Annotated in this window: 18 protein-coding genes and 2 tRNA genes; 9 read left to right on the top strand and 11 right to left on the bottom strand. The window is 71.1% G+C overall.

The window, feature by feature from the left end:
* The first annotated feature begins 10 nt into the window (after positions 1-10).
* Genes tmk through ACTIMO_RS14755 form a run of 3 tightly spaced genes read left to right on the top strand, consistent with a single transcriptional unit; the run spans position 11 to position 3470 of the window.
* A complete protein-coding gene (tmk, locus tag ACTIMO_RS14745; protein ID WP_448182875.1) occupies positions 11-658 on the top strand; it encodes a dTMP kinase in 648 nt (215 codons plus the stop codon).
* Positions 655-1848: a DNA polymerase III subunit delta' gene (locus ACTIMO_RS14750; protein WP_055765159.1), complete on the top strand. Its 1194-nt coding sequence runs from the start codon at positions 655-657 to the stop codon at positions 1846-1848. Before tmk ends, ACTIMO_RS14750 begins: the two co-directional genes overlap by 4 nt.
* On the top strand, positions 1845-3470 hold the full coding sequence (locus tag ACTIMO_RS14755; protein ID WP_448182876.1) for an alpha/beta hydrolase: 1626 nt from the start codon (positions 1845-1847) through the stop codon (positions 3468-3470). The genes ACTIMO_RS14750 and ACTIMO_RS14755 overlap by 4 nt, the downstream gene beginning before the upstream one ends.
* Here ACTIMO_RS14755 and ACTIMO_RS14760 read toward each other — a convergent pair.
* Positions 3425-4171: an HAD family hydrolase gene (locus ACTIMO_RS14760; RefSeq protein WP_422391200.1), complete on the bottom strand. Its 747-nt coding sequence runs from the start codon at positions 4169-4171 to the stop codon at positions 3425-3427. The two genes, ACTIMO_RS14755 and ACTIMO_RS14760, sit on opposite strands and share 46 nt — an antisense overlap.
* 219 nt (positions 4172-4390) lie before the next feature.
* Between ACTIMO_RS14760 and ACTIMO_RS14765 the strand changes: the two genes are divergently transcribed.
* Positions 4391-4466 (top strand) — tRNA-Thr (locus tag ACTIMO_RS14765).
* Positions 4467-4618: 152 nt separating this feature from the next.
* Here ACTIMO_RS14765 and ACTIMO_RS14770 read toward each other — a convergent pair.
* Together ACTIMO_RS14770 and ACTIMO_RS14775 are read right to left on the bottom strand one after the other, a co-directional pair.
* A complete protein-coding gene (locus tag ACTIMO_RS14770) occupies positions 4619-4861 on the bottom strand; it encodes an acyl carrier protein (RefSeq protein WP_152816396.1) in 243 nt (80 codons plus the stop codon).
* A gap of 212 nt (positions 4862-5073) precedes the next feature.
* The gene (locus ACTIMO_RS14775) at positions 5074-5913 is read right to left on the bottom strand and encodes an aldo/keto reductase (protein WP_448182877.1); all 840 of its coding nucleotides are present in this window, start codon (positions 5911-5913) and stop codon (positions 5074-5076) included.
* Positions 5914-6024: 111 nt separating this feature from the next.
* Here ACTIMO_RS14775 and ACTIMO_RS14780 point away from each other — a divergent pair, with 111 nt between their 5' ends.
* The gene (locus ACTIMO_RS14780; RefSeq protein ID WP_448182878.1) at positions 6025-7806 is read left to right on the top strand and encodes a hypothetical protein; all 1782 of its coding nucleotides are present in this window, start codon (positions 6025-6027) and stop codon (positions 7804-7806) included.
* A 37-nt stretch (positions 7807-7843) separates the two neighbouring features.
* On the opposite strand, the gene ACTIMO_RS14785 is transcribed toward ACTIMO_RS14780, so the two are convergent.
* Genes ACTIMO_RS14785 through ACTIMO_RS14800 form a run of 4 tightly spaced genes read right to left on the bottom strand, consistent with a single transcriptional unit; the run spans position 7844 to position 10910 of the window.
* Positions 7844-8299, bottom strand: a complete 456-nt coding sequence (locus tag ACTIMO_RS14785) for a hypothetical protein (RefSeq protein WP_055765171.1) — start codon at positions 8297-8299, stop codon at positions 7844-7846.
* 7 nt (positions 8300-8306) lie between these two features.
* Complete coding sequence (locus tag ACTIMO_RS14790; RefSeq protein ID WP_448182879.1) at positions 8307-8942, bottom strand: bacterial proteasome activator family protein; 636 nt, start codon at positions 8940-8942, stop codon at positions 8307-8309.
* A gap of 37 nt (positions 8943-8979) precedes the next feature.
* A complete protein-coding gene (locus ACTIMO_RS14795; protein WP_055765173.1) occupies positions 8980-9582 on the bottom strand; it encodes a response regulator transcription factor in 603 nt (200 codons plus the stop codon).
* Positions 9579-10910: a sensor histidine kinase gene (locus tag ACTIMO_RS14800; RefSeq protein WP_448182880.1), complete on the bottom strand. Its 1332-nt coding sequence runs from the start codon at positions 10908-10910 to the stop codon at positions 9579-9581. Before ACTIMO_RS14800 ends, ACTIMO_RS14795 begins: the two co-directional genes overlap by 4 nt.
* A gap of 113 nt (positions 10911-11023) precedes the next feature.
* On the opposite strand from ACTIMO_RS14800, the gene ACTIMO_RS14805 reads away from it, so the two are divergent.
* Complete coding sequence (locus ACTIMO_RS14805; protein ID WP_448182881.1) at positions 11024-12010, top strand: ABC transporter ATP-binding protein; 987 nt, start codon at positions 11024-11026, stop codon at positions 12008-12010.
* A gap of 36 nt (positions 12011-12046) precedes the next feature.
* Positions 12047-12814 (top strand): hypothetical protein, encoded by a 768-nt coding sequence (locus tag ACTIMO_RS14810; protein WP_422391195.1) that lies wholly within the window; start codon positions 12047-12049, stop codon positions 12812-12814.
* A gap of 64 nt (positions 12815-12878) precedes the next feature.
* Here ACTIMO_RS14810 and ACTIMO_RS14815 read toward each other — a convergent pair whose 3' ends face one another.
* The 4 genes from ACTIMO_RS14815 to ACTIMO_RS14830 form a co-directional block, all read right to left on the bottom strand.
* Positions 12879-13088: a YbdD/YjiX family protein gene (locus ACTIMO_RS14815; RefSeq protein ID WP_422391194.1), complete on the bottom strand. Its 210-nt coding sequence runs from the start codon at positions 13086-13088 to the stop codon at positions 12879-12881.
* Positions 13088-15364: a carbon starvation CstA family protein gene (locus ACTIMO_RS14820; protein WP_448182882.1), complete on the bottom strand. Its 2277-nt coding sequence runs from the start codon at positions 15362-15364 to the stop codon at positions 13088-13090. Before ACTIMO_RS14820 ends, ACTIMO_RS14815 begins: the two co-directional genes overlap by 1 nt.
* A 197-nt stretch (positions 15365-15561) precedes the next feature.
* Positions 15562-15795, bottom strand: coding sequence for a hypothetical protein (locus ACTIMO_RS14825; protein WP_422391192.1), 234 nt, complete (start codon positions 15793-15795; stop codon positions 15562-15564).
* A 121-nt stretch (positions 15796-15916) separates the two neighbouring features.
* Positions 15917-16891 (bottom strand): NAD(P)H-quinone oxidoreductase, encoded by a 975-nt coding sequence (locus ACTIMO_RS14830; RefSeq protein WP_448182883.1) that lies wholly within the window; start codon positions 16889-16891, stop codon positions 15917-15919.
* 63 nt (positions 16892-16954) lie between these two features.
* Here ACTIMO_RS14830 and ACTIMO_RS14835 point away from each other — a divergent pair.
* Both ACTIMO_RS14835 and ACTIMO_RS14840 read left to right on the top strand, forming a co-directional pair.
* Positions 16955-17042: transfer RNA gene (locus ACTIMO_RS14835), tRNA-Ser, on the top strand.
* 164 nt (positions 17043-17206) lie between these two features.
* Positions 17207-17737 (top strand): septum formation family protein, encoded by a 531-nt coding sequence (locus ACTIMO_RS14840; RefSeq protein ID WP_422391190.1) that lies wholly within the window; start codon positions 17207-17209, stop codon positions 17735-17737.
* Positions 17738-17800 lie beyond the last annotated feature (63 nt).

Here is a 17800-nt window from a genome sequence, read left to right on the forward strand (position 1 = left end):
GGCTTGGCGCGTGACCTATCCCCTCCCGCACGGCCTGCCCGGCCTCTTCGTCGCGTTCGAGGGCGGCGACGGCGCCGGCAAGTCGACGCAGGCCTCGCTCCTCTGCACGGCGCTCGAGGAGGGCGGCCGGACCGTGGTCCGGACCCGCGAACCCGGCGGCACCCCGATCGGGGAGGAACTGCGGTCGCTGGTGCTCGAGCACGGCCACGGGGACATCGACGCGCGGACCGAGGCACTCATGTTCGCCGCATCCCGCGCCGCCCACGTGCAGCAGGTGATCGTGCCCGCCCTGGGCCGCGGCGACGTCGTCGTCTGCGACCGCTACATCGATTCCTCCGTCGCGTACCAGGGCGTGGGCCGGGGCCTCGGCGCCGTTTCCGTCCTGGACCTGAATCTCTGGGCCACCGACGGCCTCCGCCCCGACCTCACGGTCCTCCTCGACGTGGACCCCGCGGAGGGACGCAGCCGGCGGACCGCCGGCACCGTCGCCGAGGACCGGCTCGAATCGGAGCCCGACGGGTTCCACGCCGCCATCCGCGACGCGTTCCTCGACCTCGCCCGCCAGGATCCCGGACGCTACCTGGTGCTGGCCGCCGCTGCTCCACCGGCGGACCTGCACACGGCAGTCCTCGCTTCCCTCCCCCGGGCGGCGGCATGACCGCCGTGGCACACGCCCTGCCCTCGACCGGCGTCTGGGCGGAGCTGCGCGGCCAGGAACAGGTGGTGGAGCAGCTCCGCCGGGCCGCGCAGTCCGGAGCACCCACCCACGCATGGCTCTTCACGGGGCCCCCCGGTTCCGGCCGGTCGAACGCCGCACGGGCCTTCGCCGCCGCTCTGCTGTGCGAGCGTGACCTGTTGGCCGAGCGCGGGTGCGGGACCTGCAAGGCGTGCCGCACGGTCCTGTCCGGGGCGCACGCCGACCTCACCAACGTCACGACGGAGAAGGTCACCATCAGCATCGACGAGGCCCGCGAACTCGTCCGGAAGGCGCAGGACAAGCCCTCCACCGGCCGGTGGCGGATCATCATCGTCGAGGACGCCGACCGCATGCAGGAGCGCAGCACCAACGTGCTCCTCAAGGCCATCGAAGAGCCGCCGCCGCGCACCATCTGGCTGCTGTGCGCGCCGAGTCCGGGCGACGTGCTCGTCACCATCCGCTCACGCTGCCGTTCCGTGGGTCTCCGGCTGCCACCCGTGCAGGACGTCGCGGAGTTGCTCGTGGCCCGGGACGGGATCGATCCCGTGATCGCCGAAGCAGCCGCGCGGGCCGCGCAGAGCCACATCGGGGTCGCCAAGCGGCTGGCGACGGACGACGGGGCGCGCGAGCGCCGCAACCAGATCGTCCGCCTTCCGCTGACGCTGCGCTCGGTCTCCGGCGCCATGCGGGCGGCCGCGGACCTCGTGCGCCTCGCCGAGGCGGAGGCGCAGAGCTCCTTCGAACAGCGCGACGCCGAGGAGCGGGCCTCGCTCCTCGCGACCCTGGGCGCTCCCGAATCAGGAACGCTGCCACCCTCGATGCGCGCACAGATCCGGCGCCTCGAGGAGGACCAGACGCGGCGGGCGAAGCGGTCGAAGAACGACTACTTCGACCGGGCCCTCACCGACCTCATCTCGTTCTACCGCGACGTCCTGATGCTGCAGGTCTCCAGCGGGCAGATGCTCGTCAACGAGCCCCTGCGCCCGGAACTGGAGGACTTCGCCCGGCGTGAAGGCCCCGAGGACACCCTCCAGCGACTCGAGGCGATCAACGAGGTGCGGACGCGACTGGTCAGCACGAACGTCTCGCCCCTCCTGGCCATCGAGGCCATGACGGTGAGCCTCCTGTCCCGGAAGGACCTCGATCGATGACCCAGGATCCATCCCTGACCCGGCCCGTGACCCCGCCCGTGACCCCGCGCGGAATCGCGCCCGTGAGCCCTCCCGCCCGGCGCCGCCCGCCGTTCGCCCTCCTCGCCGGAGTCGCTGTCGTCCTCGGGCTGGCCGGCTGCACGCTGTCCTCCCCCTCCCAGACGTCCGCGGACGGCTCGGTCAGTGTCGAGACCGCCGATCCCGCCGCCATCGGGGACGTCCCCGAGGACCTGCGCAGCTTCTACGAGCAGGAGGTGCGCTGGGAGGACTGCGAAGAGGAGTTCTCCTGCGCGACCATCGAGGTCCCGCTCGACTACGCGGACCCGGGCCGCGCGAGCATCGACATCTCGGCCATCCGCGCGGACGCGACGGGTGACGCCCAGGGTACGCTCCTCGTCAACCCGGGTGGACCCGGCGGATCAGGCGTGGCCATCGTCCGGGATTCCCTGGACTACGTGGCGAGCGAGCGGCTGCGGGAGGACTACGACATCCTCGGCTTCGATCCCCGCGGCGTGGGCCGCTCGACCCCCGTGCGCTGCTACGACGCCGCCGAGCAGGACGCAGCCCGCCAGGAGTCCTACCCGGCCGACGCCTCGGACGACGAACTGCTCGCACTGCTCACCGCCGAGGCGAAGGAGTTCGCCGACCTCTGCGCCGAGCGGACGGGCGAGGTGCTCGGCCACGTCGACACCGGGTCGGCCGCACGCGACATGGACATCCTGCGCGCCCTCGTCAGCGATCCGACGCTGACCTACCTCGGCTTCTCCTACGGGACCCAGCTCGGTGCCACCTACGCCGAGCTCTTCCCCAGGCGCGCAGGGCGGCTGGTGCTCGACGGGGCCATCGACCCCTCGCTCAGCAACGAGGAGATCACGCTCGGTCAGGCCGACGGCTTCGAGAAGGCGGTCCGCGCCTACGTGGCGGACTGCCAGCAGGGCGCGGAGTGCCCCTACAGCGGGTCGGTGGACGACGGCGTCCGGCAGATCCAGGAGTTGTTCGCCGCCGTGGAGCGGGAGCCCATGACGGCGGACGACGGACGGCTGGTACCGGTCTCGACGTTCGTCCAGGGCTTCATCCTGCCGCTGTACGACAACGGGAACTGGTCGACGCTCACGCAGGCCGTGACCGACGCCCTCGACGGCGACCCCTCCGCCATGCTGTATCTGGCGGATCTGTCCGCGGAGCGACGCCCGGACGGCACCTACGCCTCGAACTCCACCGCGGCGTTCCTCGCCGTGAACTGCCTCGACTACCCCATGACGAGCGACCCCGCGGAGATGAAGGCCGACGAGCAGCGGCTCATCGAGGCGTCCCCGACCTTCGGCCGCTTCCTGGCCTTCGGTGGCGTCACCTGTGCGCCCTGGACGTACCCGCCCGTCGCCGAACCCGCCCCTCTCAGGGCTCCCGGCGCCGATCCGATCCTCGTCATCGGCACCACCGGCGATCCGGCGACGCCCTACGCGTGGTCCACGGCCCTCGCGGACCAGCTCGAATCCGGCGTGCACGTCACCTGGGAGGGTGAGGGCCACACCGCCTACGGCAGGTCGAACGACTGCATCCTCGATCTCGTGGACGACTACTTCATCGACGGGACGGTGCCGGCGGACGGTGCGCGGTGCTGATCGGAGGCTGCCGCACCGCCTGACTGCAGCCACTGCGGCAGCCCGCACATGGAGGGCAGGACGGCGTCGGCGCCCGCCCGGCGTAGCTCCGGCTCGCTGTGCGCGCCCGTGAGGACACCGATGACCGCACCGGCGCCGGCGCGCCTGCCGGCGATCAGGTCCGACGTCGTGTCCCCCGCCACCAGGACCGACCGGACGTCCTCGATGTCGAGGGCGAGCACCGCCGTGAGGATGATGTCGGGATAGGGCCGTCCGCGGCCGGCGTCGGAGGGGCAGAGGCTGAGATCGGCGAGTCCCATCCAGCCCAGCGACGCCAGGATCATATTCTGCGTATGGCGTCCGAAACCGGTGGCAAGGCAGATCTTCAGGCCCGCGTCACGCAGGGCGAGGATCGCCTCCTCGGCGCCCGGGATGGGCTGCACCCCGTGCCGGGCCAGCAGGGTGTCGTACACCTGCTCGAAGGTCCGGTTGACGTCGAGTGCCGTGGGCGTGTCGGCGAAGAGGTGGCGGAAGACGAGTTCCTTCGAGGTGCCCATGGTGCGGCGGGCATACGCCGTCATCGAGGTGAAGGCTTCCGTGCCCTGGGCGACACCGTGGGAGGTCAGGGCCCGGGTGAACGCCTCCTCCTGCAGGGCGCCCTCGTCGACGGTGGTCCCCGCCATGTCGATCACTGCGAGGGTGAATGGGCGGTCCTGCGTCATGCGGCGTCCCCTTTGCCGGCCGAGCCCGTTCCGGTCTCGGTGACGGGTAGGAGCCACGCTTCGCGACAGGGCTGGCCCGCCAGGAAACGGGAAGCGGCGCAGGCGTGAACGGGAGACGAATTCGCGTCAGGTCCGGCCATTTTGACCACGAGCGGGACCTGCCTATAAAGTTGTGGCTTGTGGATCGGCGTCGGGCTCAGCCCCGGACCGGGAAGCATTGCCTCCTTAGCTCAGTCGGTAGAGCGTCTCACTCGTAATGAGAAGGTCGCCAGTTCGACTCTGGCAGGAGGCTCCAGCAGAAGCCCCGGACGGTTCGCCGCCGGGGCTTTTCCGTGTCCCGTGGCCGTTCGGAGCCCGGGGTCCGATGACGACGACGGCGGACACCGAAGCAGCCGCCGTCGTCCTCGTCCCGTAAGGGGTCGGCATCAAGGGCCTCCCCGAGGTCGATCAGCTCATGGCCGGGCCCGACTCGGAGGACGTGGTGAGCTCCCCGAGGAACCGATGGCACGTCGCGGCGCGCTCGGAGTCCTGGGCCATGACCTGCTCGAAGAACTCGGCGATGTCGTCGCGGCCGGCGTTGCGGGCGTCACGGACGTACTGGCCGTAGTCATGCCCCGCCTTCAACGAGTGATACTGCAGCGAGATCAGGTCGAACGAGACGTCGTCGAATCCGGTTTCTCCGGTAGCCATCAGGCACCTCCATGTAGGGGATGAACAGGTGCAGGAAACGCTAGGTCGCGCTCCGTGGGGGCGGCAACGACGATTCGCGGGCCCACGGGTCTCGCCTGCGCGGGAGCGGTCTGCTAGGGGCGCCGCGGCGTCACACCCGCGACCCGGAACGACGAGAGCCGCCCGGCGCTGCCGGGCGGCTCTGAAGATCCTGCCAGGATCCCGAGTGGGGATCAGGCGAAGTCGGACGTCGCGGGGTCGGCTCCGATCCGGCCTTCCGCACCCTTGTCGAGGGCGTTGATGGCCTCGACGTCCTCGTCCTCGAGCGTCACGTCGAGGGACTCCCAGTTCTCGATGATGCGCGACTCGGTCACCGACTTGGGGATGACCACGTTCCCGAGCGCGAGGTGCCAGGCGAGGACCACCTGGGCGGGGGAGGCGTTGCGCTTCTGCGCGATGTCCTGCAGGACGGCGTCGTCGAGCAGTCCCTTACCGGAACCGATGGGCGACCACGACTCGTGGAGGATGCCCTTCTCGGCCTCGAACGCGCGCAGCTCCGCCTGGTTGAGGTAGGGGTGCGTCTCCACCTGGTTGATGACGGGCGCCACGCCGGTGGCGTCGATGATCTCGGTGAGGGCCTCGGCCGTGAAGTTCGAGACACCGATGCTCTTCACACGACCCTGCTTCTGCAGTTCGATGAAGGCCTTCCAGGTGTCGAGGTACTTGCCCTGCTGGGGCTGCAGCCAGTGGATGAGGTAGAGGTCCAGCGTCTCGAGGCCGAGGCGCTCCATGGACGCGTCGAACGCCTTGAGCGTGCTGTCGTAGCCCTGATCCGCGTTCCACAGCTTGGTGGTGATGAACATGTCGGCGTGGCTGAGCCCCGATGCCGCGATCGCACGGCCCACGCCGGCTTCGTTCCCGTAGATCTTCGCCGTGTCGATGTGGCGGTAGCCGGCCTTGAAGGCCTTGCCCACGACGTCCTCGGCGACGTTGTCCTCGACCTGCCATACGCCGTAGCCGAGCTGCGGGATGGTGTGGCCGTCGTTGAACGTAAGGTGTGGTGATGTAGTCATACAGGCGGGAACCACCCGCTGCGCCGGATTATTTCTGTTTCACCTGACAACTATCAGTCTGCGTGGCATGTCGCCGCTCGCGGCCGGGGCGCAGGCGGCCGGACGACGGGGGTGGATCTGCTGGACGAGACGTCCCTGCACGACGCCGCCTACCGCTACGCCTTCCGTCGCTCGCTCTCGGTGCGCCTTGCCTCGGCGGCCGCCCACGAGGCCACCGGTCACCTCCCGCCGCCGTCGCCCGGGTGGCCTGCGCTCCCGGCGCCGCCCGTGCTGCCGGACGTGGACGACGGACGGGACGACCGACGGGGCGACGTGCTGGGCGACGTCCTGGTCGCGGCGAGGTCGGCACTGGAACGCTTTCTTCCGCCTGACCTGCCGCCCCGCGTCCCGGACGATCCGGGCCTGAGGTCCGCCCTGGCGGCGCTCCGGCCGGACGAGCGGGAGTTCCTCCTGCTCCGGCACTGGGACGGCCTCGAACCCGCCGAGGCTGCGCGTGCCACCGGTCAGGCCGTCGACCAGCTGCGGATCGTCGAGGACGCCGTCGCGCGGCGGTTGGCCGGCACGGAGGAGCCCCACCCTGCGGAAGGGCTCCCGGCTGTGGGGAACGACCGTCCGGGACCGCGACGGGGTACGGGTGGGACCGACGGACCGGGCGCTGCGCCGGATACTCCGCCGCACACGGCCCGGCCCTGCCCTGATCCGCTCACCGAGCGGTTGCGGCGGGCTGATCCTGCAACGACCGTCACCGAGGCGCAGCTCGACGCGAGCCGGCCCCTGCCCGCACCACGGACGCCCCCGCCCGGCCCGTCAGCAGGCCGGGGCGTCCCACCTGCCGGACACGACCTCCGCGAGCGGCCGGAGCAGTCCGGCAGCGAACCTCGCCGCCACGACGTCGACGACGAGGACGGGCTGTTCACCGCCCGGGACACCCGCGTCGGTGTCCCGAGGCCCGCAGTGCACGGCGCCCGGGCCGGCCGGGTGCGGACCGCCGTCGGTGCGGCGTGCCTGCTCGCGCTCGTCGCGGTCCTCGCCAGCGTGATCGTTCCGCGCCCTCCCTCCGGTCCGTCGGAAGGCGTCGAGCGCCTGTACGGCCTGGCGGACGTCGTCGCGATCGTCTCCGACGCGGCGGTCGAACCGACCACGGTGGACGGCGACGTGCGGATCCTCCAGGCCTCCGTGGTGGTGCAGATCGTCAAGGGCGAGGCCGACGGCGACGTCCTGACCGTCGACGTGACCGGACGGAGCACCCTCGAGCGCCCCTACAGCAGGAACTTCTTCCCTCCGCACCAGCTCCTCTTCCTGGTGCGCGACGGCGACGGGGTGCTCTCCCCGATCGAGGGGGAGGGCTCGGTGCTGACCCTCGTCGATCGGCGGTCGCCCGAGGCCACGACGGTCTCCGGGGACCCTGCACCGTTGCCGCCGGAACTGCGCGATGCCATCGACACGCTCCCCGCGCCGGAGCTTGCCCTGGCGACGAGCGGCGTGGAGCCGGGTGGGCTCGATCCCGCGGACATCGTCGGCATCCTTCCCGCGGAGGGGCGCTCTGCGCAGAATCTGCCCGCGAACCAGCTGGGGACGTTCCGGATGGCTGCCGACGGCGGCAGGGCCTGCGTGTGGTTCGAGTTCAACGGTCGCTCGGTGGTGCTCCGCTGGCCCGAGGGCTTCTCCGCGTACGAGCGCGAGGAGGTTCTGTCCTACCCCGACGGCGATCCGCGGGTCGGGCGGCGCGTCCTGACCGTCCTCAACGAGCGCGGCTACCCGTACGTGGACGAGAACAGGCCGACCCCGTACATCCGCGGTGTGGCCACCGGTGAACGGGCCACGTGCGGCGGCCAGGAGCTCGATGTGTGGGACATAGCGGCCGGACCGGGCAGCACGCTGCTCTTCTACTGAGCGGCGGGACCATGCGCAGTGCGGGGGGACGGACCGCCTAGCAACCGTCCGGCATCGACCGCTCGGCCTCCTCGACGTCATCGGCCACCAATTGGGCCCGCCGGCGGACGTTGTCGAGGCCGGCGGACGCGACGCCCCACCGTTCGCCGTCGAGCCGTGTCATCGCGGCGGCCTCCGCCGTGGTCGCGAGCGTGTTGCCCGCCCTCGAGAGCGCCCGGTGCACCTGGAGCAGGGCGCCCGGGATGTCCAGGCCCGTGCTCGGGGAGGACGACTGCGCACGGACGCACACGGACCGCACCCGCGGCAGCATGGCGCCGAGCTCGTTGGCGACGGTGACCAGTTCGTTGTAGACGTCGTCGTCCTCGATGCCCTCGAGGATCTGGTGGTAACGGTCGAGGCCACGCCGGAAGCGATCGTGGGCGCGACGCCACACGCCCGTACCGAGTTCGGCGTCGTCCTTCCGTCCCTGCCGCGCCGCCGCGAAGAATGCCACCCAGGCGCTACAGGTACTGGCCGGGGCCGTGGGTGTCCGCGGACGCCTGGGCCGGGCGGGCGGGCGGGGTGCGGCGCGGCTCGCCGTCCTCCCCGACGACGACGCCGGGCGCGATCACCGTGCCGGCGGGGAGCTGTCGCAGCTGGAGGCGGGCGGCGAGCTGCTGGTTCGCCATCTGCTGCGCCGCGAGGGCCGTCTGGATCCCGTGGAACAGGCCCTCCAGCCAGCCCACGAGCTGCGCCTGCGCGACCCGCAGCTCAGCGTCGGTGGGCACCGAATCCTCGTCGAACGGCAGGTTGATGCGGTGGAGTTCCTCGACGAGCTCGGGTGCGAGACCGTCCTCGAGCTCCTTGACCGAACGCTCGTGGATGGACGCCAGCCGCGTGCGGCCGGCGTCGTCGAGGGGCGCGCTGCGGACCTCCTCGAGGAGCTGCTTGAGCATCGTGCCGATGCGCATGACCTTCGCCGGCTCGTCGACGAGCTCGGCGAGGGTCGCGGGACGTCCGTCCTGCGACCCCTGGGCACCCTGTGCAGCATCGAGCTGCTCCGGTGTGCCGATGGTGCCCGTCTGCGGCTCGTCCGGAGTGCCCGAACCGGTCGCGGGGGCGGTCCGGAAAGGGCCTGCGGGCTGCTGTTCCGTCATGACGCTATGCTCCCACAACCGTCGGGAGCCGGGCACGTCAGATCCAGCCTTGCTCCCATGCCCTGGCCGCGGCCGCGTGGCGCGACGGTGCGTCCAGCTTGGCCATCGCGGAGGAGACGTAGTTGCGCACCGTCCCGGGGGCCAGATGCAGCTCTCGGGCGATGGTCTGGAGGCTCGCTCCCTGGTGCCCGTGCCGGAGCACGTCGAGCTCGCGCGCCGTCAGGGGGCAGGACTCCCCCGTGAGCGCGCTCGCGGCGATGTCCGGGTCCACGTAGCGACGTCCGGCGGCGACATCGCGGATGACCTCGGCCAGCTGGTCCGCCGGCGTGGACTTCGGGACGAAGCCTGACACCCTGCTCGTCAGCGCCCGCCGCAGGACACCCGGCCGCGCGTGGCGCGTGACGATGACGACGCGCGTCGCGACACTCCGGAGGATCTCCTCCGCGGCGTAGATCCCGTCCGTGGGCGGCATCTCGAGGTCGAGCACGCAGACGTCCGGGACGTGCAGCTGCGCGAGCCGCACGGCATCCGTCCCGTTGTCGGCGCTCGCCACGACCTCGAGGTCCTCCTCCAGCCCGAGCAACGCCTCCAGCGCCCCGCGGATCAGGTGCTCGTCATCGGCGAGGACGATCCTGATCATGGCCGGCCCCGGTCGCCGGCCGTCGACGAGGGCGCCGGGACCGCCGTGCCGGCGGGTGCTCCGGCCGCCGTCATCGCCGGAGCGGGAGCAGTACCGGCAGGTGCTTCGGCCGTCAGGACGAACGATCCGCCGTCGCCCCCGGCCGTGACGCGCCCGCCGATCGCCTCGAACCGGCGCCGCAACCCGTCGATCCCCGACCCGCCCGCGCGACCACCGCCGGTACCGAGGACGCCGTCGTTCCGCACCACCAGGACGCGCCGGGCGTCGGAGCACTCCAGCCTCAGCTGCACCGCGCCTGCTTCGCTGTGCCGGAGGATGTTCGTCGTCGCCTCCCGGATGACCAGGCCGAAGAGGGTGCGGAGCTCGGCCGGCAACCCCTCGCCGTCGACGTCCACGGAGCAGGAGATCCCCGCCGCGCCGAGCACCTCCGCCGCGTTCGCCGCCTCGGCGGCCAGCGAGACCGCCCGGTAGCCGTGGACGAGGGCCCGGGTGTCCTCGAGCGCCGTCCGCGCGAGCTGCTGGGCCTCGGTGATCTGGACCCGCGCGGCTTCCGGGTCGGTGTCGAGCAGGCGCCCGGCGAGCTCGGTCTTGAGGGCGATCACCTGGAGGTGGTGGCCCTGGATGTCGTGGAGGTCCGCGGCGAAGCGCAACCGCTCCTGCACGACCGCCAGCTCACCGGAGGTCCGGCGGCTGTCGTCGAGACGCACCACGATCTCCCACCACCAGATGCTCCCGACGAACAGCAGGGGGGTCATGAGTGCCCACAGCGCGACCGATGCGAACCCCCCGGTGTCCGCGACCGCGCTCTGCCCGCTGTTCCCGAGGAGCATGCCGAGCATCCCGTGCAGCACCAGGACGGGCACCGTGAGGGCGAGCACCCGGGTGCGCTCACGCCGGGTGACGACGACGGCCACCGCGTTCGAGGCGAACCAGAGCGGCAGGGCGGCCACCCACAGCGTGTGGGACTGCAGCAGCCCGAGCACGTACAGCGCCCCCGCGGGGAGGAGGAGCCACAGCGTGTACCTCCGGGCGGGAAGCCCCCCGCCCAACCCGTTGCGGAAGAACCAGCAGTAGCGCACGAGAGCAGCGAGGGAGGTGACGGCGAGCAGGACCAGCGCGACATCGAGGAACTGCAGGCCGTAGGAACCCCCGCTGAGGAGCAGGAGGGTGTTCACGAGGCCGACGACGACGACGTAGAACACGATCGAGACGATCGTGTACCGCCAGGTGGCGCGAACCCCGCGGCCCGCTTCCAGGGCCGTCACCACCGCGTCGACCGCCTCCGTCCCCTCGTCCGGGGGACGTGATCGATCCGTGAAGAGCGCCATGCCGTCCATCGTAGGACCATGACATCTGTCATGGTCCGGGCGTGCGGACCTGCACGGGCACGCGTGACGCCCGGGCACTGACCCTGCCGCCCCGGGCTCGGAAGGATGGAGGCATGACCACGACTCCCAGCTCACAGTCCACGTCCACCCGGGCCGTCGAACCCGACACCATCGCGGTCGCCGCCTCGGGCCTGCGCTGCTCCTACGGTTCGTACGAGGCCGTCCACGGGATCGACCTCAGTATCCGCAACGGCGAGTTCTTCGCCCTCCTCGGGACCAACGGTGCCGGGAAGACGACGACGATGGAGACCCTCGAGGGGCACCGCCCGGCGAGCTCGGGGACCGTCTCCGTCCTCGGTGGTGACCCGTACCGCGACAAGGCGTCGATCCGGCCACGCATCGGCATCATGCTGCAGGAGGCCGGCTTCGCGGACGACCTCACGGTCGAGGAGACGTGCCGGCTCTGGCTCCGCCTCTCCTCCGCCGATCCGCGGGGCCGCGCCGCCGCCGAGGTGATCACCCACGGCCTCGACGTGCTGGACCTGGCCGGCAAGGCCTCCACCCGGGTGAAGATGCTCTCCGGCGGCCAGCGCCGTCGCCTCGACCTGCTGCTCGCCACGGCCGCCGAACCGGACCTCCTGTTCCTCGACGAGCCCACCACGGGCCTGGACCCCGAGTCCCGCGAGCGCACGTGGGACCTCGTCAGCGCACTCAACGACGACGGGACCACCGTGGTGCTCACCACCCACTACCTCGAGGAGGCGGAGATGTACGCGGACCGCCTGGCGATCATGCACGACGGCGCGATCGCCGTCGAGGGAACGCTCGCCGACGTACTGGCCCGCGAACCCGCGGTCATCGCCTTCGAGGTCGACGCCGCGGTCGACGTCCTGCCGCTGTCGGCCCTCGGCCTGGAGCCGGACTTCACCCCGACACCGTCCACCACCCGGGTGACCCTGCCCACGGGGGACCTGCAGGGCGATCTCTGGAAAGTGCTGTCCTGGGCCGACTCGCACCGGCTGCACCTGGACCGTCTCTCCGCGTCGGAGGCCTCCCTCGCCGCTGTCTTCCGCCGGGTCAGCCTCGGCGCCTCCGCCTGATCCATCCCCTCCGATCCCCGACACCTGGAGACCTTCATGACCACCCTCACCCCTGCCTCGACCCGGGGCCCGTCCGCCGCACAGCGCGTACTCGCGATCGCCCTCATGGAACTGCGGATCATCGTCCGCAACAAGACCGTGCTGACCGGCGCGGTGATCATGCCCGTCGGCATGGCCGCCTACCTGTACTTCATCGGCGCCGACCAGCTCGCCGAGCCGTCCGGCGCGGCCGTCCTGGGAGGTCTGACCCTCATGCTCGTGGCCCTGCTCGGTGTCTACCTGACAGCGACCACCACGCTCGCCACCCGGAGGCAGGAGCTCTTCCTCAAGCGCCTGCGGAGCGGGGAGTCCTCGGACACGGTCATCTGGCTGGGTATGCTCACGCCCATCGTCGTGCTCGTCGCGGCGCAGCTCGCGGTGATCACGGCGGGCTTCGGGATCGCCGGTGTCGATGCGCCGGCCCAGCCGCTCGTCGTCCTCGGCGCTGTCCTCGGCTTCCTGGCCCTGTGCGCCACGGCCGGCATGCTCACGAGCATCTACACGCCGTCGGCGGCGGCCGCGCAGATCACCACCCTGCCGTTCATCGCCGCCGTGGTCGGCTCGTTCTTCTGGACCGCCTTCGACGACGGCTTCGAGTTCGCCTCACGCCTCACCCCGGGCGGGGCCCTGCAGAACCTGCTCATGACCGGCTGGGGCGTCGAGCCCCTCGGTGCGTCCACGGCAGGTGCCGCCGTCGTGCTCCTCGCCTGGACCGTTCTGCCCTACCAGGTGGCCGCCCGGCGCTTCCGCTGGGAGAAGCGCTGAGCCCCGGACACGGTGAAGCCCGGTCCTCGCGGAGGACCGGGCTTCACCGGTGGAACGGGCGTCGCTAGCAGCAGCGCCCTTCGGGGTTGGCATCCTGCCGGTCGGTCCGGTCCCGCCAGAACTCGCGCTCCGTCATCGGGTCGCCGCCCGCGTGGGAGCGCTCATGGTGGTCGAGGTACGTCTGGTACGCGTTCTCGCCCATCACGCCCTTGAACAGCCAGGCCAGTTCACGGGCCGTGTCACGTGCCCGCTGCAGGACATCGGGGACGGTCATCAGTGGCCCGACCGGGCGGGCCGCTTGCCGGGTTCGAGGGCGGACCACTGCGCCTCGAGGTCCTTCTCGGCCGGCGTGGCCACGAGGCCCGCCGGAGCGAAGATGCGCGACGCCGTCGGGGCGTCCTCGGCCCCCGGGCCACCGCCCTGGCGGTAGGCCTTGATCGTCGCGAGGATCGCCGTGGCGATCACGATGATCGAGAGCACCACGAACACGATGGAGAGCGTGCCCTGGATGAAGGTGTTGCGGACCACCGCCTCCATGGCGGCGACGGTCTTCGCGGTCCCGAAGCTCTCCTCGCCCGCGTCGAGGGCGTTCCTGAAGGCCGTGTGCTGCGCCCAGTACCCGATGGCCGGGGTGGGCGAGAAGATCTTCAGGAACGACGCCGTGATGGTCACGACGGCGGCGAAGGCCAGCGGGAGCGCGGGGATCCACAGGAACTTGAAGAGCCCGCGCTTGGCGCAGATGGCCATGCAAACCGCGAGCGCGATCGCCGCGAGGAGCTGGTTCGCGATGCCGAACAGTGGGAAGAGCGTGTTGATGCCGCCGAGCGGATCGGTGACGCCCATGATGAGGATCGCCCCCCAGCCGGCCACCATGATGGCGGTGCAGATCCACGCGCCGGTCCGCCACGAGGTGTCGCGGAAGCGGGGCACGAAGTTGCCGATGCTGTCCTGCAGCATGAAACGGGCCACGCGGGTCCCGGCATCGACCGCCGTGAGGATGAACAGCGCTTCGAACATGATGGCGAAGTGGTACCAGAACGCCATCATGCCCGCGCCGCCGAAGACGCCCTGCATGATCTGGGCGATCCCGACGGCGAGGGTCGGAGCGCCGCCGGTGCGGGACACGATCGACTCCTCGCCGACGTTCGTCGCCATGGTGCTGAGCGCCTCCTGCGTCAGGTTGACGCCGGTGAGTCCGAGCCCGTTGACGAACGCGACGGCACCCTCGATGGTGCCGCCCGTCGCAGCGGCCGAGGAGTTCATCGCGAAGTAGATGCCGCGGTCGATCGACAGGGCTGCGACGAGCGCCATGATGGCCACGAAGGACTCCATGAGCATGCCGCCGTACCCGATGAAGCGTGTCTGGCGCTCCTTCTCGATCATCTTCGGCGTGGTGCCGGAAGCGATCAGCGCGTGGAACCCGGAGAGGGCGCCGCAGGCGATGGTGACGAAGAGGAACGGGAAGAGCGTTCCGGCGACCACGGGGCCCGCGCCGGTGGTGGCGTACTCCGTGACGGCAGGGACGCTGATCTCGGGGCGGGTGATGACGATCGCGACGGCGAGCATGACGATCGTGCCGATCTTCATGAAGGTCGAGAGGTAGTCGCGCGGTGCGAGCAGGAGCCAGACGGGCAGGACCGCGGCGATGAAGCCGTAGATGATGATGCCCCAGGCGATGGTGATGCGGTCCAGCGTAAAGAGCTCGACGCCCCAGGCGGTCTCCGAGATCCAGCCGCCGCCGATGATCGCGAGCAGGAGCAGGACGAAGCCGATCAGGGACACCTCGGTGACCTTGCCGGGCCTCAGGTAGCGCAGGTAGACACCCATGAAGAGGGCGATCGGGATGGTCATCGAGACGGAGAAGACGCCCCAGGGGCTCTCGCCGAGGGCGTTGACGACGACGAGCGCCAGGATCGCGACGATGATGATCATGATGGTGAGGGTGGCGACGAGCGCCGCCGTCCCGCCGATGACGCCCAGTTCCTCCCGGGCCATCTGGCCGAGCGACCGGCCGCCGCGGCGCATGGAGAAGAACATCACGAGGTAGTCCTGGACGGCGCCGGCGAAGATGACGCCGATGATGATCCAGAGCGTGCCGGGCAGGTAGCCCATCTGCGCGGCCAGCACGGGTCCGACCAGGGGCCCGGCACCGGCGATGGCGGCGAAGTGGTGGCCGAACAGGACGCGGCGATCGGTGGCGGCGTAGTCCTTGCCGTCGGCCTTGTACTCCGCCGGTGTCGCCCGGCGGTCGTCCGGCTTCAGCAGGTTGCGCTCGATGAACTTCGAGTAGAACCGATAGGCGATCAGGTAGGTGCAGACCGCCGCGAACACGAACCAGATGGCGTTCACGGTCTCGCCGCGCACGATGGCGAGGATGGTCCAGGAGACACCACCGAGGAGGGCGATGCCCACCCACAGCGCGATCTTCGCCGGTGTCCACCGGCGGTCCTCTGCTTCGGCCTGCTCCGGGTCGACGGCGACCGGCGGCAGGTCCGGATCCGTCACCAGCACGTCGGCGTGCCGGTGGGATCCGCTCTGCTTGTTACTCATGATGCTCCTCGAGTGCGAGAGTGTGGTGCACACGAAGGTAGCAACGTAGTGAGGCGTGCGTCACATGGCAAGCCTGCCGTCGGGCGGCGAGCGCCGAACGCGCGTGGGTGTGCGCCGAACGGCTCGGCGGCGGCCCGGCCGCTCCCGTGCCTCCACCCATGGGCGGGACCACGCGAGCGGCTGCCACTGCTCAGGTCCTACCGGCGCGCGTCGTCCCGCACCGCAGGGGGTTCGTCGTCGTCGTTCGCGTTGAGGCCCTCGCTGATGCTCGAGTGCGTCCTCGTGCGCCCGTCCGCCGGCTCGTCCGCGTCGTCGGTGGGACCGTTGTCGACGCCGTCGGGCACCTGGTCGCCGAGGTTCTCCGCGAAGCTGTCGGCCGCCTGCTCCAGCCCGCCCTCGTGCCCGTCGTGCCCGTCTTCGCTCGTACCCATGGCTGTGCTCCTTCCGTCGGTCGTCGATCCAGCCTCGCACAGCGCCGGCCGAATCGGAAGCATGCTGATGATCGTGCTGCGCCGACCCACTTCGTGCGCTCCACCGGCGCCTGCGCAGCTCCTACCCGAGCGCCAGCAGGACCTTCCCCGTGTGCTCGCCCGAGTCGAAGTAGGCGTGGGCCTGCGCCACCTCGGCGAGCGGGAAGATCCGGTCGACGAACGGCTTGACCGCACCCGAGGAGACCAGCGGCCAGACGTTCTCCTCGACGGCCGCCATGATCATCGCCTTCTCCTCCGCCGGCCGGGCCCGCAGGGTGGTTCCCGCGACACTCGCGCGCTTGCCCATGAGCATGCCGAGGTCCAGCTCGGCCGTCGAGCCACCCTGCAGCCCGATGACCACCAGCCGTCCGCCCGTGGCCAGCGCCTCGAGGTTGCGCGACAGGTACTTCGCCCCGACGACGTCGAGGATCACGTCCACGCCCCGACCGCCCGTCGCGGCGAGGACCTCCGCCACGAAGTCCTGCCTCCGGTAGTCGATGAGGGTCCGCACCCCGAGGCCCCGGGCGACGTCGAGCTTGGCCGGCGACCCGGCGGTCACGTGGGGCACGGCCCCGAGGGCCAGGGCCACCTGGATCGCCATGACGCCGATCCCTCCGGATGCGCCGTGGATGAGGACGTGCTCGCCCCTGCGCAGGCCGGCCTGCAGCACGAGGTTCGACCAGACGGTCGCTGCGGTCTCGGGCAGGCCGGCGGCGTGGGTGAGGTCCACCCCCTTCGGCGCGCGCACCACCTGACCGGCGGGCACCGCCACCCGTTCGGCGTAGCCCCCACCCGAGAGGAGCGCGACGACGGCCTCCCCCCGCGTGAGATCCGAGGTCCCCGGCTCGGCGATCCGCCCGGACACCTCGAGGCCGGGCACGGTGGACGCGCCGGGAGGTGGCGGGTACAGCCCGCGCCGCTGCTGGACGTCGGCCCGGTTGAGCCCGGCGGCGACGACGTCGATCAGGACCTCGCCATCGCCCGCCACGGGGTCCTGGACCTCCTGCACGGACAGCACCTCCGGCCCTCCGGCACCCTCGATCACCACTGCGCGCATGCCCGGCTCTCCCGTCCCTCGATGGTTGGGCGTCCCACGCCCTTTCGTGAAACACTATCGGCGGGAAGGTTGTCCGAGCGGCCGAAGGAGCTGGTCTTGAAAACCAGTGGGCGGTCACCCCGTCTCAAGGGTTCGAATCCCTTACCTTCCGCTCCCGAGGAGGCTCCGCAGTGCGGGGCCTCCTCTTCTCGTGGTCGACGTGCCGGATCCACGTCCGGTGGTCCGCCCGGATCGTGGTGCGGTCCGTCGCCGTCCGGTACTGTCCCGAGGAGCAACAGCCGTGCCGCGGTGGACGCGGCTGACGACGGGGTCTCGATGCGTACTGGGAACATCAGTGGAACGAACGAGCGCCGGAGCGCCGGGTCGGTCAGGCGCCGTGCGGTGGCCGTCTCGCTCCTGGCCCTGATGGCGTCCTCGGGGTGCAGCCTCCTGCCGACCCCGGAGCCGGACCGGGACGCCCAGGGCACGGTCACCGCCGAGGCGGGGACGGACGCGCTCCCGATCGCCGTGGGTGACTGCATCGACGACCCGGGCATGACCGACGTCTCCGACATCACCGTCCTGCCGTGCGCGGAGCCGCACACGTTCGAAGCCTTCGCGACGACCACCATGCCCGACGGCGACTACCCCGGCGAGGCCGCCGCGAACACCGCGGCGGGCGAGTTCTGCGCCGGCGAGTTCACGGGGTTCGTGGGTGTGGAGCACGACGCCTCCGTGCTCGAGCTGCTCGTCTTCTACCCGGTGGAGGAACGCTGGGATACCGAGGCGGACCGCCGGATCCTCTGCTTCGTCGCCGAAGCCGGCGAGACCCCTGTGACCGGTTCGCTAGAGAACGCCGGCCGATAGGCCCCTTTCGTCCACGGATCACCGCCATCGGCACCCGTTCTTCCGGTGCCACTGGCTTTTTGG

This window comes from Arthrobacter sp. CP30 (assembly GCF_053470025.1).